This window comes from Bradyrhizobium sp. (assembly GCF_049581145.1).
Classification (GTDB): Bacteria; Pseudomonadota; Alphaproteobacteria; order Rhizobiales; family Xanthobacteraceae; genus Bradyrhizobium.
Genome location: NZ_JBAURI010000421.1, coordinates 1 through 1577 on the forward strand (window position 1 = coordinate 1; position 1577 = coordinate 1577).

Annotated in this window: 2 protein-coding genes; both read right to left on the reverse strand. The window is 62.5% G+C overall.

Annotated elements, in window-relative coordinates; translation table 11 throughout:
- Positions 1-333: 333 nt before the first annotated feature.
- Complete coding sequence (locus tag WCB02_RS13715) at positions 334-1248, reverse strand: NAD(P)-dependent oxidoreductase (RefSeq protein WP_423958765.1); 915 nt, start codon at positions 1246-1248, stop codon at positions 334-336.
- 25 nt (positions 1249-1273) lie between these two features.
- On the reverse strand, positions 1274-1577 hold a 304-nt coding region (locus tag WCB02_RS13720; protein WP_423958766.1), incomplete at its 5' end, for a M20/M25/M40 family metallo-hydrolase.

Here is a 1577-nt window from a genome sequence, read left to right on the forward strand (position 1 = left end):
TTGAATCATGAGCAACTCACCTCGTCAAGCTAAAATCACTAAATTACATGGCTACATAAAACATGCCTGAAACAAGGTTGTGCAAATATTATCAGCCGCTTAGGCTCGGAAAGCCACGCAACTTCCGATTAGGGAGCCGCCATCATAGCGTCCTCGACGCTTCCTCCGTCATTGGGCGGCGCGAAGCGACGAAGCAATCCATGTCTCCCCTTGCGGCGCCGTGGTTTGCTTCGCTCGCAATGACGGCGTGGACCGTAGGGTGGCTAAGCGCAGCGTGCCACTATTGCAGCAACGATCGGGGATGGAAGGTGGGCACGCTGCGCCTGGCCGACCCTAGGCGTCTTTTGCAATCCTGCGGCAATGCTCCCACGCGGCTTGAATCAGATTCTCGCTGGCTTCCGGGGTGCGGAAGGCGGAGTGCGCTGACAGCGTGACATTCGGCAATCTTGTCAACGGATGATCCTTCGGCAGCGGCTCGATGTTGAAGACGTCGAGGCCGGCGTGGCGGATGTGGCCGGACTCCAAGCCGTCGATCATCGCGGTCTCGTCGATGATCGCGGCGCGCGCAGTGTTGATGAGGATGACGCCCGGCCGCATCGCGGCGATGTGTTGGCGGGTGATGAATCCTCTGGTGTCGTCGTTCAGCAACAGATGCAGCGAGACGACGTGGCTGTCGGCGAGCAGTTGATCAAGCTCGACGAATTCCACGCCCGGATGGATTTTCGCCGATCTGTTCCAGGCGATCACCTTCATCCCTGAGCCGAGCGCGATGCGGGCGACTTCGGCGGCGATGCCGCCGAACCCGATCAGACCGAGCGTCTTGCCGGTGAGCTGCATGCCGTCCTCGCGCAGCCAGTTGCCGCCTCGCATCTCGCGGTCCATCTGCGCCAGCCCGCGCGCCGCGGCCCACATCAGCGCGATCGCGGATTCGGCGACCGCGGTGTCGCCATAGCCCTTGATCAGGTGCACGGCAATGCCGAGCTCGGCGAGCTCTTCCGGGTTCATGTAGCTGCGCGCGCCGGTGCCGAGGAACACCACGTGCTTCAGACCGGTGCAGTTTCGCGCGACATCGGTCGGCAGCGCGGTGTGATCGACGACCGCGATCTCGGCGCCGTCGAGGATTTCAGGGTATCGATCCGATCGGATGTCGGGATCGCGATGGATGCGCACGACGGGATCGCCGGATTTTTGCAGCCGTTCGAAGATATCGGCCAGCGATTCATTGGCGTCGACGAATACTCCGCGCAAGGCGAGCCTCCATGTTCTCGTTCGATCAGGACGCGACGCCGGCCAGTGCCAGCACGGTATGCATCAGGACATTGGCGCCCGCCGCGCAATCGGCTTGCGTGGCATCCTCCAGCTCATTGTGGCTGACGCCGTCCTTGCAGGGCACGAACACCATCGCCGCCGGAATCTTGGTATTGAGGTTGCAGGCGTCGTGGCCGGCGCCCGAGGTGATGCGGCGGTGCGTATAGCCGAGCGTGCTGGCGGCATGTTCCACGGCGTCGACCAGCTTCGGATTGAAATGGGTCGGCGGCTTGCGCCAGACCAGCTCCAGCCTGACGTCGACCTTGCGG